Annotated in this window: 13 protein-coding genes, 1 tRNA gene, 1 other RNA gene, 1 pseudogene and 1 other annotated feature; of the genes and pseudogenes, 4 read left to right on the top strand and 12 right to left on the bottom strand. The window is 39.5% G+C overall.

Features of this window, described 5'->3' with window-relative positions:
• Positions 1 to 211: 211 nt before the first annotated feature.
• From V7122_RS13705 to tadA, 7 genes are all read right to left on the bottom strand, one after another.
• Positions 212 to 475 carry a pro-sigmaK processing inhibitor BofA family protein gene (locus V7122_RS13705; protein WP_335347023.1) on the bottom strand — a complete coding sequence of 88 codons (264 nt, stop codon included), beginning with the start codon at positions 473 to 475 and terminating at the stop codon, positions 212 to 214.
• Between the two features lie 91 nt (positions 476 to 566).
• Positions 567 to 785 carry a YaaL family protein gene (locus V7122_RS13700; RefSeq protein WP_335347022.1) on the bottom strand — a complete coding sequence of 73 codons (219 nt, stop codon included), beginning with the start codon at positions 783 to 785 and terminating at the stop codon, positions 567 to 569.
• A gap of 46 nt (positions 786 to 831) precedes the next feature.
• A complete protein-coding gene (recR, locus tag V7122_RS13695) occupies positions 832 to 1,428 on the bottom strand; it encodes a recombination mediator RecR (RefSeq protein WP_066302038.1) in 597 nt (198 codons plus the stop codon).
• Between the two features lie 147 nt (positions 1,429 to 1,575).
• Entirely contained in the window at positions 1,576 to 1,896 is a 321-nt protein-coding gene (locus V7122_RS13690; RefSeq protein WP_335347021.1) for a YbaB/EbfC family nucleoid-associated protein, read from the bottom strand.
• 20 nt (positions 1,897 to 1,916) lie between these two features.
• A complete protein-coding gene (dnaX, locus tag V7122_RS13685) occupies positions 1,917 to 3,608 on the bottom strand; it encodes a DNA polymerase III subunit gamma/tau (protein WP_335347020.1) in 1,692 nt (563 codons plus the stop codon).
• 130 nt (positions 3,609 to 3,738) lie between these two features.
• Positions 3,739 to 4,003, bottom strand: an RNA gene (ffs, locus tag V7122_RS13680) — signal recognition particle sRNA large type.
• Positions 4,004 to 4,081: 78 nt separating this feature from the next.
• Positions 4,082 to 4,606 carry a tRNA adenosine(34) deaminase TadA gene (gene tadA, locus V7122_RS13675; RefSeq protein WP_335347025.1) on the bottom strand — a complete coding sequence of 175 codons (525 nt, stop codon included), beginning with the start codon at positions 4,604 to 4,606 and terminating at the stop codon, positions 4,082 to 4,084.
• 147 nt (positions 4,607 to 4,753) lie between these two features.
• Here tadA and V7122_RS13670 point away from each other — a divergent pair, with 147 nt between their 5' ends.
• The 3 genes from V7122_RS13670 to V7122_RS13660 all read left to right on the top strand — a co-directional run bounded on the left by V7122_RS13670 (position 4,754) and on the right by V7122_RS13660 (position 7,624).
• Positions 4,754 to 6,040 (top strand): glycoside hydrolase family 18 protein, encoded by a 1,287-nt coding sequence (locus V7122_RS13670; RefSeq protein ID WP_335347019.1) that lies wholly within the window; start codon positions 4,754 to 4,756, stop codon positions 6,038 to 6,040.
• A gap of 277 nt (positions 6,041 to 6,317) precedes the next feature.
• The gene (locus V7122_RS13665) at positions 6,318 to 6,959 is read left to right on the top strand and encodes a deoxynucleoside kinase (protein ID WP_335347018.1); all 642 of its coding nucleotides are present in this window, start codon (positions 6,318 to 6,320) and stop codon (positions 6,957 to 6,959) included.
• Positions 6,956 to 7,624: a deoxynucleoside kinase gene (locus V7122_RS13660; RefSeq protein WP_335347017.1), complete on the top strand. Its 669-nt coding sequence runs from the start codon at positions 6,956 to 6,958 to the stop codon at positions 7,622 to 7,624. Before V7122_RS13665 ends, V7122_RS13660 begins: the two co-directional genes overlap by 4 nt.
• Positions 7,625 to 7,734: 110 nt before the next feature.
• Here the strand turns inward: V7122_RS13660 and V7122_RS13655 are convergent.
• The 5 genes and pseudogenes from V7122_RS13655 to guaB form a co-directional block, all read right to left on the bottom strand.
• Positions 7,735 to 7,827, bottom strand: a tRNA-Ser gene (locus V7122_RS13655).
• A gap of 118 nt (positions 7,828 to 7,945) precedes the next feature.
• Positions 7,946 to 9,226 carry a serine--tRNA ligase gene (gene serS, locus V7122_RS13650; protein ID WP_335527185.1) on the bottom strand — a complete coding sequence of 427 codons (1,281 nt, stop codon included), beginning with the start codon at positions 9,224 to 9,226 and terminating at the stop codon, positions 7,946 to 7,948.
• A 57-nt stretch (positions 9,227 to 9,283) separates the two neighbouring features.
• Positions 9,284 to 9,504, bottom strand: a binding site (T-box leader).
• A gap of 64 nt (positions 9,505 to 9,568) precedes the next feature.
• Positions 9,569 to 9,785: pseudogene (locus V7122_RS13645) on the bottom strand (pyridoxal 5'-phosphate synthase glutaminase subunit PdxT); the annotation flags it as partial.
• A 188-nt stretch (positions 9,786 to 9,973) separates the two neighbouring features.
• Positions 9,974 to 11,278 carry a D-alanyl-D-alanine carboxypeptidase family protein gene (locus tag V7122_RS13640; protein ID WP_335347024.1) on the bottom strand — a complete coding sequence of 435 codons (1,305 nt, stop codon included), beginning with the start codon at positions 11,276 to 11,278 and terminating at the stop codon, positions 9,974 to 9,976.
• A gap of 207 nt (positions 11,279 to 11,485) precedes the next feature.
• Positions 11,486 to 12,952, bottom strand: coding sequence for an IMP dehydrogenase (guaB, locus tag V7122_RS13635; protein WP_335347015.1), 1,467 nt, complete (start codon positions 12,950 to 12,952; stop codon positions 11,486 to 11,488).
• A 113-nt stretch (positions 12,953 to 13,065) separates the two neighbouring features.
• Here guaB and V7122_RS13630 point away from each other — a divergent pair, with 113 nt between their 5' ends.
• Positions 13,066 to 14,016 (top strand): YaaC family protein, encoded by a 951-nt coding sequence (locus V7122_RS13630; RefSeq protein WP_335347014.1) that lies wholly within the window; start codon positions 13,066 to 13,068, stop codon positions 14,014 to 14,016.
• Positions 14,017 to 14,501 lie beyond the last annotated feature (485 nt).

Here is a 14,501-nt window from a genome sequence, read left to right as displayed (position 1 = left end):
CAGTTTTCAAAGAACTATCATATCGCTCAGAGGCGACTTTATTATCTTATCATCTGCACAAGTCTTTGTCAACAACTTTTTTCTCGGTGAATTCCGTTGTTTCAAAAGGCTTTTGTGGAGACTTTTAATATATTAACATCATATATAAACACTGTCAACATAATTCTTTTGAAAAATGAACAGCTACTTTAACGCGCAGCTGTTCATCTATTTAAATTATCCACGTCTGTATAGCTACTAGTGAAAATAAACCAGGAATTCCTAGAAAGCCTGAGACAGAGGCTGTGATTAAATTAATGGGCACATGTATGCCGAACTGATTCCCAAACGTATTTAAAAAGAATAAAAACAGTGCACCAATCAGTATCTTAATAATACCTTGTCCAACCATTTTAACTGGCTTCAGTGGCGTTCCCATAATCAACAGTAATAATATGCATACTCCTAATATAGAAATAACGATAACAGGCTCCAATAAGAAAAATCCTCCTTTCGAGAAACTTGTACTATCAATTTATGAAATCGATATACAAAAAAGACCTCGATAGAAGGACTATGTCCAAAAATTATTTGTGTAAGGTGATATTTCTTTTTTTTACTTCTTTAAAAAGAAAGAAGTATTTTGCCTCTGCAAGTTTTGCTTGTGTCATAATCTCTGCGGATGGATCAAAGCTTTTTTCGACAAGTGTTTTTTGATTTGCCCATGCTTCTCTTAAATCATAAACTTTATCTAATAGCTTTTCATTAAATTCCTTACGCAGCCAGCCCTTCCTACGAAATAACATTATCTTCGCCCCCATTAGAAAGCGCATGCGCCTCGACAGTTTAGATTTAAACCTCTCTTCTTCCTTCAAGTGCCTTTGAAAGAGTCACCTCATCGGCATATTCAAGGTCTCCTCCGACAGGCAGCCCGTGGGCAATTCGCGTAGCACGAATTCCAGATGGCTTTAATAGACGTGAAATATACATAGCTGTTGCTTCTCCCTCAATATTAGGGTTCGTGGCAAGTATAACTTCTTGTACTGTGTCATCTTGGAGTCTTTTTAGAAGTGTGGGTATATTTATGTCCTCTGGCCCAATCCCATCCATTGGCGAGATCGCGCCTTGCAGTACATGATATAAGCCATGATACTCTTTCATTTTTTCCATTGCAATGACATCTTTAGGATCTTGAACGACACAAATAACCGTTCGATCTCTTCTTTGATCTTCACAAATATAACAGGGGTCTTGATCCGTAATATGGCCGCAAACCGAGCAATATGACAAATTTCTCTTAGCGTTCACTAGCGCCTTTGCAAAATCAAGGACGGTGTCTTCCTTCATACTCAATATAAAAAATGCCAGACGTGCGGCCGTTTTCGGGCCGATACCTGGCAATTTCATAAAGCTGTCAATCAGCTTAGATATCGGTTCAGGATAGTGCATATTAATTCCTCCTTATCGAAAAGCGGAGAGTACCTGCTTATGCTCTTCGCGATGGCACTCGGAGCTAGACATTGAAAAGCAGAAGCTCCATAAAAAAGAAAAGCTTCAGTCTAATCCAACAACTGAAGCTAGACAAATAGAAGTGTCTTAGAACATTCCAGGCAGATTCATTCCTTTAGTGAATTGGCCCATTGTGTTATTTGTTAATTCATCTGCCTTTTTTAGCGCCTCGTTCGTTGCAGCTAATACAAGGTCTTGTAACATTTCGATATCCTCTGGATCTACTACTTCTTCCTTGATGTTTACTTCAAGGATTTCTTTATGGCCAGAAACAATGACAGAAACCATGCCGCCGCCAGCAGTCCCTTCAATTCTTTCTTCACCAAGCTTCTCCTGAGCCTCGGCCATTTTCTTTTGCATCTTTTGCATTTGTTTCATCATATTTTGCATATTGCCCATTCCACGCATTTTATTGTACCTCCAGTTAATTAGTCTATTATTTCTACTAAATCATCACCAAACAATTTTTTAGCTTCGGCGATTAACGGTTCTTCCTCATTTGGATGTTCTTCGTTGACTCCATTATCTTGCTGGCTGTTGAGAAAGTCTTCTCTGACTTTTTGCCATTGCTCATCAGGAATTCCAACGAGCTGCAATCGTTTTCCCAAAAGCTCATACATAATACTGGATAAGATGTCGAGAAATCTCGTATTATCCATTGCCATTTGACAATGAATTTCATATTTAAATTTAATGATATAGGCGGTATGAGAGGCTGCAACAGGCTCCGCTTCATTCAATAAAGCAGCTTGGGACCTCATTTGATTATGAGCCAGCCTATTTAACATTTCGCCCCAATTGCTTTTTATCGCCATTAAATCATTTTTTGTTGCTTGCTTTAATATTTCATTAACCTTCCCAATTGGTGCTTGGAAGCCTTTACGGGAGCTTCTTTGTGCTTTTTTCTGAATAGCAGGCTGACCTTCATCTTGAATCACAACACCCTGGCGCTTCAAAAGACTGATTTCATTCTCTAAATGTTCTATCTTTTGGAGCAACGGCTGAAGATCTCCGACAGCTGCACTTGATCCTTTTCTATCAAGCTGGCAAAGCTTAACGATCGCCACTTCAAGAAAAATCCTCGGATGATTCGTCCAGCGCATTTCCTGCTGGGCCTTATTCAGTACTTCTATTAATTCATACAGCTCTTCCGGCTGGACTTTTTCAGCAAGCTGTTGGAACTCTTCATCTAACATAACTCTTTCCAGCGATTCTTCCAATTTGGGGGCAGCCTTAAAGAGGAGCATGTCTCGATAATATAGGATAAAATCCTCAACAAAACGTGCAGGATCTTTCCCTTGAAATAGAAGCTCATCTAAGAATTCCAGCCCTGCTGCCGCATCCCTTTCCATAACTGCAAGAGCCAGCTTATTTAAAAAGCCTTGCGAAACAGCTCCTGTAACAGTTAAGGCATCATCCATTGTCACTTCGTCCTGGCTAAATGATATAGCCTGATCCAGTAAGCTTAACGCATCACGCATGCCACCCTCTGCTGCTCTCGCAATCACATGCAATGCTTGTTCCTCACACTTAACGCCAGTCTCTTCGACAATGAGCTTCATTCTGCCTACAATTGCTTGTGCTGTAATGCGTTTAAAATCAAATCGCTGGCATCTTGAAATAATCGTAAGCGGAATCTTATGGGGCTCAGTTGTTGCTAAAATAAAGATAACATGCTTTGGAGGTTCTTCAAGTGTTTTCAATAAAGCATTGAAAGCTCCAATGGAAAGCATATGAACTTCATCGACAATATAGACTTTAAACTTTGCAACATTTGGTGCATATTTGACCTTGTCCCTAATATCCCTAATTTCTTCAACGCCGTTATTAGAGGCGGCGTCAATTTCAATAACATCTTGGATGGATCCATCTGTTATCCCTTTACAGGTAGGGCATTCATTACAAGGCTCGTTTACCGGGGACCTTTCACAGTTGACTGCCTTAGCCAGAATCTTTGCGGCACTCGTTTTCCCTGTCCCGCGGGGCCCAGAAAACAGATAGGCATGCGAGATTTTTTCCTGAAGCAGGGCGTTTTGCAATGTTTTCGTTACATGCTCCTGTCCAACAACATCGATAAAGCTTTGAGGACGCCAAACCCGATATAAAGCCTGATAACTCATTGTTACGCCCCCCTTCCTATGTATTCTCAATAACCATTATACCTTATTCATTTTCATTATTTCAAAGTTTAGAAATAAAAAAACTCATCCCAATTCAGAGAGATGAGTTTTGTTTATTATAGTTAAACTGCCGTGCACCTTCCTTCGACTGGCTCCCATAAGCGTTACTTAAGCAGTTAGCTCGGCCCAGGCGACCCTGCGGCACATGAGATGGTCCACTTAATGCTGCTTCCTTCCGGACCTGACATGGTTCATGGATTCCCATTGCGCAGGACCCGGGCGTCAACACCACTTACTTAAGGCAGGCCCTACAGGACACCAGCCTCGGGAAGGGATTCAGCCTCGCTAGAGCGGATTGCGAGTACAGGGCACCGCTACCTCCCCGCCTAGCACGGCAAAGTTGAAACCATATTTAGTTGCGCCATATGTGACGCATAATTAAGTATACTAATCTTTTGTGTAAAAATCAATTCCTATTCGCTGACAATTCCTGTATGATTATCCAACTGTGTTTGTTTCCTTAGTTTCTTCTCTTCTTTCCTTCGTTCTCGCAAGCTTTGGAAGAAAGATGACAGTAATTCACCGCACTCTTCTTCCAGGACACCTGTTACTACCTCACTCTGATGATTAAATCGCTCATCCTGCAAAAGATTCATGAAAGTGCCCGCACAGCCGCCCTTCGGATCCTTTGCACCGTACACAACCTTTTTTATCCGAGAAAGGATAATGGCTCCAGCACACATAGGGCACGGCTCCAGCGTAACATAAAGAATGGCATCCTCAAGCCTCCACGTTCCAAGCTGCTGACACGCTTTATCAATAGCAAGTAATTCCGCATGGGCAATTGCATTTTGATTGGATTCCCGTAAATTATGAGCTCTTGCAATGATTTCCCCATTTAAAACAATAATAGCTCCAATAGGCACTTCCTTCATATCCTCAGCCTTTTTTGCCTCTTTTATCGCTTCTAGCATATATATTTCATCTGACTGTTCCATTTGCAAATCCATTTATTTTTCATCCTTTTAATAAGATCCTTTGTTAAATTATATCATTACTTCATTTATTCCTTCATAAAATGGTTGTAGTGTTTAATTTTATTCATCGAGAATGGTCCTTATTTGTTAGATAAAGGAGGAGTCATTTTGCAAATTCATGTTGTTCAGGCAAACCAAACCTTAACAAGTATCGCGCGTGCCTATGGAACGACCGCCAATGATATAGCCGAAGCTAATGAAATTCCGAATCCTAATAATCTAGTGGTTGGTCAAACCCTAGTAATCCCCATTATCGGCCAATTTTACACGGTGCATAGCGGGGATAGTCTATACTCAATCTCAAGGAAATTTAATATTTCCTATCAGGAACTAGCCTCTATTAACCACATTTCTGTTAACACGCCGCTTCAGGTCGGATTTAGACTTTATATTCCGCCCCGTCCAAAACAGCAGGCTGAATTTAATGCGTATGTAGAACCAAGGGGCACAACGGTTGCACCCAATTTAGAAACAAGTGCACGAGAAGCCGCTCCTTATTTGACCTATTTAGCTCCTTTTAGTTTTCAGGCACTTCGTGATGGGTCCCTGAAAGAGCCATTACTAAATAATTTCCCTGCGATTGCCCGTGCCAACAGAAATGTACTGATGATGGTGATTACAAACCAGGAGAATGATCAGTTTAATGATGAATTGGGTCGGATTCTCCTCAATGATATGCCCATTCAGGACAAATTTTTAAATAATATCGTGGCAACAGCTAAAAAATACGGCTTCCGGGATATACATTTCGATTTCGAATACTTGCGCCCAGCCGATCGAGAAGCATACAATCGTTTTCTTAGAAAAGCCAAGGCTAGATTTCAGCAGGAAGGCTGGCTGCTTTCGACTGCTCTAGCTCCTAAAACAAGCGCTGGGCAAAAAGGACGCTGGTATGAGGCACATGATTATAAGGCACACGGGGAGATTGTTGACTTCGTTGTCATCATGACCTATGAATGGGGCTATAGCGGCGGACCGGCCATGGCAGTTTCTCCTATTGGACCCGTTCGGAAGGTATTAGAGTATGCAATAACAGAGATTCCTTCCAAGAAAATATTAATGGGACAAAACTTATACGGCTATGACTGGACACTGCCATTTGTTCAAGGCTCCTTTGCGCGAGCATTAAGCCCTCAGCAGGCTATACAGCTTGCCGCGAATAACAATGTCGCTATTCAGTATGACACGAAAGCACAGGCACCATTCTTCCACTATACGGATCAGGCGGGGAAAAGACATGAGGTCTGGTTTGAAGACGCCCGCTCCATTCAGGCAAAATTTGATTTGATTAAGGAATTGAAGTTAAGAGGAATGAGCTATTGGAAGCTTGGCCTTTCTTTTCCGCAAAACTGGTTATTGATCACAGAGAATTTTAACGTTGTAAAAAGACCTTAAGAGATTTGAAACAGCTGATACATTGTCAGCTGTTTTTTTGTGCCATTTTAATAAATTCTGCCGGTCGACCTAATTGAACAAACCCTTGATATACGAAGTAATGATCAGCGCAGTGAAATTAGATAGAGGCCTATTGGAAAGCAGATGCATTCCCTATAAAAAAATTCCATATCCCTTCCACCACGATTGTATGATAAAATAATTTTTGTGTCATTTAAGGACGGAGTGCCAAACAACACTTTTATAGATAAAGCAGGACGGAGTAGGAGGACTATCCATGGGAGCAACCCCTTTTATCACGGTTGAGGGACCAATTGGTGTTGGAAAAACATCACTAGCTAAGGCCATTTCTGATCATTTCGAATTTGCCCTACTGAAAGAAATAGTAGATGAAAACCCGTTTTTAGGTAAATTCTATGAAAACATTGAGGAATGGAGTTTTCAAACTGAAATGTTTTTTCTCTGCAACCGCTATAAGCAGTTAGCTGATATTCAGAACCATTTTCTGAAGAAAGATAAACCTGTCGTTGCAGACTACCATATATTAAAAAATCTTATTTTTGCCGGGCGATCATTGAATACACAGGAATACGAAAAGTATCTAAAAATTTACGATATCCTAACTGTAGATATGCCAAAGCCCAATGTAGTGATTTATCTTCATGCAAGTCTAGAAACAATTCTGAAGCGTATTCGCCTAAGGGGAAGGGATATTGAAAAGAATATAAGCCCCTTGTATTTAGAGCAATTATCCATAGATTATGACAAGGCGATTAGCGACTTCGAATCTCAGCATCCGGAGGTTTCAGTTCTACGCTTCAATGGCGATCATTTAGACTTTGTAAAAAATCAAGAGGATCTCCAAACGATCATTGACACGTTATCTATCACATTAATTAAAGGGAGCATGCAATCATGATTCTTCGAAACAAATATGGAATCCCTTCAAATGCAGTCATCACGATTGCCGGAACGGTTGGAGTGGGAAAATCTACAATGACCAATGCCCTTGCAAAGGCTCTACACTTTCGCACATCCTTTGAAAAAGTGGATACCAATCCTTATTTAGATAAATTTTATGCGGATTTTGAACGCTGGAGCTTTCATCTGCAAATTTATTTTCTAGCTGAACGTTATAAAGAACAAAAACGAATTTTTGAGTATGGCGGCGGTTTTATCCAAGATCGATCCATTTATGAGGACACTGGGATCTTTGCGAAGATGCATTATGAAAAAGGCACCATGTCCAAGGTCGATTACGAAACCTATACTAGCCTATTTGAGGCGATGGTCATGACTCCTTATTTCCCGCATCCGGACTTGCTTATTTATCTAGAAGGCTCCCTCGATGATATTCTATCCCGAATCCATGAACGAGGACGCCCAATGGAGCAACAGACACCTATTGAGTATTGGAAGGAAATGCATAAGCGCTACGAAGATTGGATTAACTCCTTTAACGCTTGTCCTGTACTTCGATTGAATATCAATGATTATGATATTATTGATGATGAAAGCTCAGTTGAACCGATTCTTGAACGGATTTCGGAGTTCATGAAGCAAACTCAATTATTAAAAAAATAGTCGCCCTAAACAGGCGACTATTTTAGTATATAAAGCATAAAAAAAACCGCTACATTTGCCTGTAACGGTTTTTATCTCCAATTTATGCGCGTGTATAATGTCAATGTTAATGGAGGAGGAAAGGGGATTCGAACCCCTGCGCGGTTTGACCCGCCTGTCGGTTTTCAAGACCGATCCCTTCAGCCGGACTTGGGTATTCCTCCGTATCGACAAGAAATAATATATCATTTATCAAAAACGATGTCAATATTATTTAATATTTTTTTTGAGCGGGGTTTGGCCCCGCTCAAAAAGTATTCTAACTTGGAGTTTTAGCGAAATTTACTCTGGTTTAATGACATCTCTGTTGCCCATATACGGACGCAGCACCTCTGGAATCACGAAACTGCCATCCTCCTGCTGGTAATTTTCCAACAGAGCGGCAACGGTGCGGCCGATTGCAAGGCCAGATCCATTTAATGTATGCACATGCTCAGGTTTACCCTTAGCCTCACGGCGGAAACGAATATTCGCACGTCTTGCTTGGAAGGCTTCAAAGTTACTGCAAGAAGAAATCTCTCTGTATGTGTTATAGCTTGGAATCCACACTTCAATATCATACTTTTTCGCAGCAGTGAAGCCAAGGTCACCCGTACACATGCTCATCACGCGGTATGGAAGGCCTAATAACTGGAGAACCTTCTCCGCATTCTTTGTCAGCTTTTCTAATTCTTCATAAGAGTCTTCCGGCTTTACAAATTTAACGAGCTCCACCTTATTAAATTGATGCTGGCGAATCAGCCCTCTCGTATCACGTCCAGCTGATCCGGCTTCAGAACGAAAGCAAGCACTAAATGCAGCGTAATTAAACGGAAGATCCTCTGCACTTAGAATTTCTTCTCTGTGCATATTCGTAACAGGTACCTCAGCTGTTGGAATTAAGAAGTAATCCTCATTTTCTATAAGGAAGGCATCCTCTTCAAACTTCGGAAGCTGACCTGTTCCAGTCATACTTGCACGATTGACTAAATATGGCGGCAATACCTCTGTATAGCCGTGCTCCTCTGTGTGAAGATCAAGCATAAAGTTGAATAAAGCACGTTCAAGGCGTGCACCGAGCCCTTTGTAAAATACAAATCGGCTTCCCGTTACCTTCCCTGCACGTTCAAAATCAAGAATATTTAACTGGTCAGCCACTTCCCAATGCGGCTTCGGTTCAAAGTCAAACTGTCTAACCTCTCCCCACTTCCACGCTTCCACATTGTCGTCTTCAGTTTCTCCAACTGGGACACTTTCATGCGGAATATTTGGTATGCTTAGCAATAGTTGATCTAATTCCTCTTCAACCGTGCGCAGCTCATCATCAAGCTCTTTAATTTGATCTCCAACCTCTCGCATTTCAGCAATTAAATGATCCGCATCTTGTTTATCACGTTTTAAAATGGCAACCTGCTGAGAAACCTCATTCCGTCTGCTTTTCAGCTGTTCTGCTTTCACAATTAATTCACGTCGTTTCGTATCAAGATCTTTAAATTTCCCAAGATCCGTTAAATCCTCGCCGCGATGCTCCAGCTTCTTTTTCACATCTTCAAAATTAGCTCTCAAAAACTTAATGTCTAACATTTCATAATCCCTCCTAATTTTTTAATGGGGCAAAACACAAAAAACTCCCGTCCCCAAAAAAGGGACGAGAGTTACCCGCGTTGCCACCCTAGTTGAAGGCATGAGCCTTCCACCTTAAATTCATAACGGTTTTATACCGAAAGTATTTACTGGCCAAAAAAATGGCGTTCCATACTTTGCTCGAGGATGGATTCACAAGCTTCACCCGCCAATTTCCACCAACCATTGGCTCTCTTTAGAATGAAAATCCTGTTACTAGTTCCTCTCATTGCTTTCGACTATAGTAAATTTTAATTCATAATGTACTACAATTATGAATCATTTGCAACTATATTATGCAAATTAATTTTTCTTCGCCTCTTTTACCATGTTAATAAAGTAGGAGGTAATACGGTGGTCATCTGTTAATTCTGGATGAAAGGAGCATCCAAGAATATGACCCTCACGTGCTGCCTACGATACGCTCATCATGTTTCGCCAGAACTTCCACATTCTCTCCTGCTTGCACAATATGAGGAGCACGAATAAATACCGCAGGGAAATCCTCTGCCACACCAGCAACATGTTTTTTGCCTCTACAATCGCTTCTAAATCTGTACCCGTTTTCAGCTGCCATCATTTTGATTGATTTAATATTCATAAATAATGGAGGAATATTTCGTTAATTCAAATCGGAATAATTCCCTTTCCTATAATGACACTAAACAACAAAAAGGGGTTCCTGTCAAGACAAGAAACCCCTTTTTATTAGAACCAACCTTTTACAGTTGAGGAGATGCCTCCGAAGACATTCCCGAAAAAGCTACCTATTCCACGCATCATCAACACAAACCAGTTCGCCTTTTCAATATCCTCTGCAGCAACAACATCTACTTGAATTTTATTTTTTCCCTTTTCAGATAAAAATTCTAAGTCACCTTCATTAGAAGATTCAATCGTTAAAGTTCCGACCTTTTCTCCTTCTTTAACAGGCGCCGTTAATTCCCCTTTATCATTAAGCTTTTCTTTATCCAAAACTAGCTTTGTCTTATAGTTTTCCTTTTCACCATTTTTCACAACCATTGTGATTGGATCCTTTGTTTCAATCTTTACCTTGTCTTCTTTTCCTTTAATAACAGGTAAAGTCTTTTGACCCTTCACTTGGTAATTAGCAGGTACTAACTCTTCTTTGCCAAAATTACTAAATGCATAATTAAACATTTTCTTTGTTTCATCAAAGCGGGATTTATAAGTACCCTTACCGCTTTCATCCTTGGCATTCATAATAACAGTGATGTAACGGGTGCCATTTCTGACAGCTGTACCTGTAAAGCAATAGCCAGCAAACTCCGTTGTCCCTGTTTTTAAACCATCTACGCCCTCAAAGCCATAAACAAGACTAGGAAGCATCCAGTTCCAGTTTTGCATGTCAATCGCATCTTCTGTGCCTTCTCTGAAGGTCATTTTCGGAATAGTTGTCGTTTCTAACACTTCTGGGTAGTCATTAAGCAAATAAGAAGCTAGCATTGCAGTAGCTCTAGCAGACATCACATTCTCTTCATCTTCTGTCCCAGTATGGTGGAATCCTTTTAAATCTTTATTATTTAAGCCAGATGAGTTAACAAACTTGAAATCTTTTAATCCTAGTTCTTCTGCTTTTTTATTCATCATTTTTACAAAGTTCTCTTCAGAACCCGCAAGCGTTTCTGCAATGGCAATCGTTGCAGCATTTGCTGAATAAATCGTCATTGCTTGGTACAGTTCACGAATATTGTATTTTCCATCTCTGCGCAAAGGTACATTGGATAAATTCGTATCATGAGAAATCTTCCAGACATACTCGCTAACGGAATATTCTTGGTCCCATTTCACTCTTCCCTCATTAATAGCTTCTAGAAGAAGATACTCAGTCATCATTTTTGTCATACTAGCGATACCAAGAACTTGGTCGGCATTTTTCGAATAAAGTACTTTACCTGTCTCTGCTTCTACTAGAATAGCAGCATCACCATTAACATTTAAAATATCTTCTGCATAGGCTCTATTTAAGCTAGGAAAAAGCCCTATTACCATCACGAATGCAAGAATACTAGCTACATATTTGCGAAATTTTTTCAATACAAAGCCCTCCAACTTTTTAGTACACGTCTGATATTTTATCATAATTCGACATTAAAACATAGACAGAGGATTTACCTATTCTTACCTGGAAATTTTTCATACAAAAAGCAGAGAAGCTTCATGCTTACTCTGCTCTTACATACTCGTTCTAGTATTGAATTATGAAAAAGAATAGTTTGGTGCTTCTTTCGTAATTTGGACATCATGCGGATGGCTTTCCTTTAATCCGGCACCAGTCATTCTTATAAATTGTGATTTCTCTCTTAATTCCGTTAAATCCTTTGTTCCACAATACCCCATACCTGAACGCAGACCGCCAACAAGCTGATAAATCGTATCTGCTAACGGCCCTTTATAAGGTAATCGGCCTTCTATTCCCTCCGGAACAAACTTCTTATTATCTTCTTGGAAATAACGATCCTTTGAACCTTTTTCCATCGAAGCAACAGAACCCATGCCGCGGTAAACCTTAAAGCGGCGACCTTGGAAGATTTCCGTTTCTCCAGGACTTTCAGTTACTCCTGCTAATAGACTGCCAAGCATAACGGCATGTCCACCAGCAGCAAGTGCTTTTACTACATCACCTGAATATTTGATTCCACCGTCAGCAATAATCGACTTTCCGTGCTTTCTTGCCTCAGTAGCACAATCATATACGGCTGTAATTTGAGGAACGCCTACTCCGGCAACTACTCGAGTTGTGCAAATGGAGCCAGGTCCAATTCCTACCTTTACAATATCTGCTCCTGCTTCGATTAATTCCTTTGTTGCTTCTGCAGTTGCAACATTTCCCGCAATAATCGCTAGGTGAGGGTAAGTTTTTCTTATTTCACGAACAGTATCTATTACTCCTTTTGAATGTCCGTGTGCAGTATCTACTACAATAACGTCTACTTGAGATTTAACAAGCATCGCTACACGCATCATTGTATCTTTTGTTACGCCAACAGCAGCCCCAACTAGCAAGCGGCCCTGCTCATCTTTAGCGGAATTTGGAAACTCAATCACTTTTTCAATATCTTTTATAGTGATTAAACCTTTTAGGATCCCTTCACTGTCCACAAGCGGAAGCTTTTCAATTTTATGCTTTTGAAGAATGCTCTCTGCTTCTTCTAAAGTAGTTCCCACAGGTGCAGTGACAAGGTTTTCCTTTGTCATAACATCAGAAATAATAATCGAATAATCCGAAATAAATCGAAGATCCCGGTTTGTTAAAATACCAACAAGTTTTTGCTCTTCACCATTATTTACGATAGGTACACCTGAAATTCGGTATTTCCCCATTAAATGCTCGGCATCATATACTTGTTGTTCTGGGGTAAGGAAAAATGGGTCTGTAATAACGCCGCTTTCAGAGCGCTTCACTTTATCGACTTGCTCAGCCTGCTGCTCGATCGTCATATTTTTATGAATGACACCCAATCCACCTTGTCGAGCCATTGCAATAGCCATTTCTGCTTCAGTTACAGTGTCCATCCCTGCACTGATAATTGGAATATTAAGCTTAATCTTATCTGTAAGCTGAACACTTAAACTCACATCACGTGGAAGAACCTCTGATTTAGAAGGAACAAGTAACACATCATCAAAAGTTAAACCTTCTTTTACAAACTTACTTTCCCACATCTTTTTGACCCCCAATTCTTGAAAATATTATTAGTAGGTTATCAATTGGGCAAAATACTGTCAAGGATTCTTCAATATGTTGGATTTTTCTAAAAACTCGGAGGTGCTTATTAATGCGTGACTATAAAGATTGGGATTCATTTTTATATTATTTTTCGGCAAGCTCCTCACAATCCTTTCTAAAAAAATGCTATCATCTTCAACATTTGGACTCAGCAGAACAAAAAAGTTATGAAAACAGCTACCCTTTTATATATTATCTTGAACATGGACAAATTTATTACAAACAAGCAGAACTTGCTCCGTTATTAATTAAGCCCATTCTTTTATTTTACGGAATGGTTCATTTAATAAAAGCTTGTATTTTAACTGTAGACCCTAATTATCCTGAAACAACCACTGTTCTTGCACATGGTGTTTCAACTAGGAAAAGGAAAAAACAACAATATCACTTTTTTCATGATGAGGTAAAAATCCAGAAAAGCGGACTTTTTCCGTATATGGGGGAAAAACTGTTTCACATGAAACATTTAGAAGGTGAAAAAACAAATATGAGGGAGTTACTTTCTCAGATTCCTGAACTTACTCAAATGTTCAAACAAACAGAGGGGAAACAAACATTTTTGCAAATGAAACAGCAGGATCAAATACATCTACTGCCAAAGGAAATTTTAGACACCTTTCATATGACTGAAGCCCGCTTTATAGAATATTGGAATAACGGAAATAAAGCCGATATACAAGGTGCAGATGAACAATTTATACACTTTACGATCAACTCAACATGCATAAATGATCTGCTCCCAATTAAATTCAATATTGATAATGAACAGCTTTATTTCCCTAGAATCAAAAACAGCCTAAATTTTTTCCCGGAATTATTAATCCACTATTTATTGCTTTATAATTTAAGTATGATCGCTCGGTATGAAACGGAATGGTGGAGCGAATTAATAAAAATGATGCCCAATCAGGATTTTCCCTTTATTCAGTCCTTTTTAAACATTACCTCCAAGAAGGGACCTTTTTTAATTTATCAAACGTTAACAAAAGGAAAAACATGAATTCATTGGTTGCATTGAAAAAAGGGCATATTCATGAAATAGTTCTGAAAATGTAGAGAAGAAACATATAAAAAATAGTAATTTAATTAAAAGTAAATAATGCATACAAATAATCATGCTCAGAGAATTCTTTGAGCATGATTTTTTTTGCTCTTACTCATTTACATTCGATAGTTAAAGAAACCAATGCGGACACTAAGTTCGCGATTATTGGAAAAACACAAGGAAATCTCTGCTTTTTTAAATAACGGAATCTATGTCCGCAATTATATGAAATTACCCTATTTTTGTACACATAGCGGAACTGGTGTCCACCTAACTCAAATAAAAAGACCAAATCAATTTATGATTTGGTCTGCTGCTTAATATGCTATTTATAGTTCGTCTTCATAAAGCTGAATTACATAATCTTTATGGATTCCCTTACAAAACTCCACAAAAAAGAACAGCCTTATTAGCTGTTCTTCTTTTGCCTAGCGACGTCC

The organism is Bacillus sp. JJ1532 (genome assembly GCF_036965085.1).
Lineage (GTDB): Bacteria > Bacillota > Bacilli > Bacillales > Cytobacillaceae > Cytobacillus.
This window is presented reverse-complemented; position numbering and strand designations above follow the sequence as displayed.

Bases quoted from the DNA above. Each gene is read 5' to 3' on its own strand.
- recR (WP_066302038.1), bottom strand. From the start codon at position 1,428: ATGCACTATCCTGAACCGATATCTAAGCTGATTGACAGCTTTATGAAA.
- guaB (WP_335347015.1), bottom strand. From the start codon at position 12,952: ATGTGGGAAAGTAAGTTTGTAAAAGAAGGTTTAACTTTTGATGATGTG.
- V7122_RS13630 (WP_335347014.1), top strand. From the start codon at position 13,066: ATGCGTGACTATAAAGATTGGGATTCATTTTTATATTATTTTTCGGCA.
- dnaX (WP_335347020.1), bottom strand. From the start codon at position 3,608: ATGAGTTATCAGGCTTTATATCGGGTTTGGCGTCCTCAAAGCTTTATC.
- V7122_RS13640 (WP_335347024.1), bottom strand. From the start codon at position 11,278: ATGGTAATAGGGCTTTTTCCTAGCTTAAATAGAGCCTATGCAGAAGAT.
- serS (WP_335527185.1), bottom strand. From the start codon at position 9,226: ATGTTAGACATTAAGTTTTTGAGAGCTAATTTTGAAGATGTGAAAAAG.
- V7122_RS13665 (WP_335347018.1), top strand. From the start codon at position 6,318: ATGGGAGCAACCCCTTTTATCACGGTTGAGGGACCAATTGGTGTTGGA.
- V7122_RS13700 (WP_335347022.1), bottom strand. From the start codon at position 785: ATGTTATTTCGTAGGAAGGGCTGGCTGCGTAAGGAATTTAATGAAAAG.
- V7122_RS13660 (WP_335347017.1), top strand. From the start codon at position 6,956: ATGATTCTTCGAAACAAATATGGAATCCCTTCAAATGCAGTCATCACG.
- V7122_RS13690 (WP_335347021.1), bottom strand. From the start codon at position 1,896: ATGCGTGGAATGGGCAATATGCAAAATATGATGAAACAAATGCAAAAG.
- tadA (WP_335347025.1), bottom strand. From the start codon at position 4,606: ATGGAACAGTCAGATGAAATATATATGCTAGAAGCGATAAAAGAGGCA.